Here is a 1537-nt window from a genome sequence, read left to right as displayed (position 1 = left end):
CACATGCTCTTGTGGGTAAAGCTTCTTGGTATGGCGATAAATTCCATGGAAAACTCACAGCAAGTGGTGAGACATACAACATGAATGCCTACACAGCGGCTCATAAAACCTTGCCCTTTGGGACGATCGTGAGAGTGACCAATACAGACAATGGCAAGTCGGTCGATGTGAAAATTAACGATCGAGGCCCTTACGTAAAAGGCCGAGTTATCGACCTTTCTCACAAGGCATTTGCACAAATAGGTAACGTTAAGCAAGGCACTGTGCCTGTCAAAATTGAGATTGTTGATGACAGTAATACCTTTAGGTATAAGCACTAACCAACTTCAAGTATTCCTTTGAATTGTCAACCACTACTATAAACGGTGCTAAGAGCTAGGCCGGTACTGGTTAGTAATCAAAAGTGAAATTGTATTCGTTAAGCAGGCTCACATCTTACTAAACTTGTGAGACATAAAATGGCCGACGGTTAAGTTGGGAATATAGAATTGAGTCGCTCCGCCAGGTAGGCCTTGCGAATTACCTCTCATTTCAAGAGCTGTATTTCTTTTGGATTGTGAGCCTGCATCAATACGGTCCATCCCTTTAAAACCGCCAAACCAAGCATAAACCGGAGATTTTAGTCTCATCTCCAATAAGTAATCCAATGAACTCCAGTTCTCTTTGATAACTGAGGTCAAACGTCCCCATTCTCTAAGAGATACGCCATTACGCTGCGCAATTTTTTTCTTTTGTTCTAGTCCTGCATCATGTTGGAAAGGGTCGGTTGGTGACCACCATGGTGACAGTGTGGTCTCGTCTGTAATTTCGCCTCGCCCTAAAGTTGGATAACCATTAAATTTATATATCGATGTCCCAGCTGGAAGGAGTTCTCTAGTGGGTTGGCCATATTGTAATTGAAAGGCATCTCTTACAAATGTTCCAGGGCCAGTTGGTATAGAGCCAACAATACTCCAGTCTAAATTATGATTTAGTATCACTTTAATACTCCTGCGTGATTCAATATAAATAGTTGAATTTGCGAATCGAATAACTGTCTGAAAAATAGCTATTATTATTTATTTACAATATCATCACCAAGTATTACCTGGCAATATCACTCAGTGTTCATATATGTTCGGTTTTAATGTATTTGACAAGTGCGCAGGAGGCATGAGTTGATTCGCTATGTCTATATTTCCCCGTCGAAAATCTACATATAGGGTGAGGATGATTAGGGGCAAAAATAAGTGAACTTAGGTGAATTAAGGAGATTAAAAAATCGGCTTTCAATGCTGAACCAACAAGTGACATGCTGACTTTGGAGGGCGTCACTTCTCGTAAGCGCCAGATTGGCCCTGCAGTGCAAAAGGCAATTGAGAGCTTGTAAGTAGAAAGAGATTTTTGGGAGAGGGATTGGTATAGATCCCCCCCCCTTCTTGTTGATAAGCTAATTAACTTGGACTTTAGGACTAAATTCACCAGTGTTTTCGTTGGCAAAATACTAATACTCGCATTGTATAAATATGGTAAAAAGTAGAGTTTGGTTGTTTATATG

Annotated in this window: 2 protein-coding genes and 1 pseudogene; 2 read left to right on the top strand and 1 reads right to left on the bottom strand. The window is 40.6% G+C overall.

The genetic code is table 11. The features are described from left to right. Positions 1 to 320 (top strand): septal ring lytic transglycosylase RlpA family protein (locus AB4496_RS22430; RefSeq protein ID WP_372132010.1); only part of this gene is annotated, 320 nt, incomplete at its 5' end. A gap of 108 nt (positions 321 to 428) precedes the next feature. Here the strand turns inward: AB4496_RS22430 and AB4496_RS22425 are convergent. Beyond that, the gene (locus AB4496_RS22425) at positions 429 to 980 is read right to left on the bottom strand and encodes a hypothetical protein (RefSeq protein ID WP_102257807.1); all 552 of its coding nucleotides are present in this window, start codon (positions 978 to 980) and stop codon (positions 429 to 431) included. Between the two features lie 269 nt (positions 981 to 1249). On the opposite strand from AB4496_RS22425, the pseudogene AB4496_RS22420 reads away from it, so the two are divergent. Further along, positions 1250 to 1369: pseudogene (locus tag AB4496_RS22420) on the top strand (manganese-dependent inorganic pyrophosphatase); the annotation flags it as partial. Between the last annotated feature and the right edge of the window lie 168 nt (positions 1370 to 1537).

The organism is Vibrio sp. 10N.222.46.A1, assembly GCF_041473595.1.
Classification (GTDB): Bacteria; Pseudomonadota; Gammaproteobacteria; order Enterobacterales; family Vibrionaceae; genus Vibrio; species Vibrio tasmaniensis_A.
This window is presented reverse-complemented; position numbering and strand designations above follow the sequence as displayed.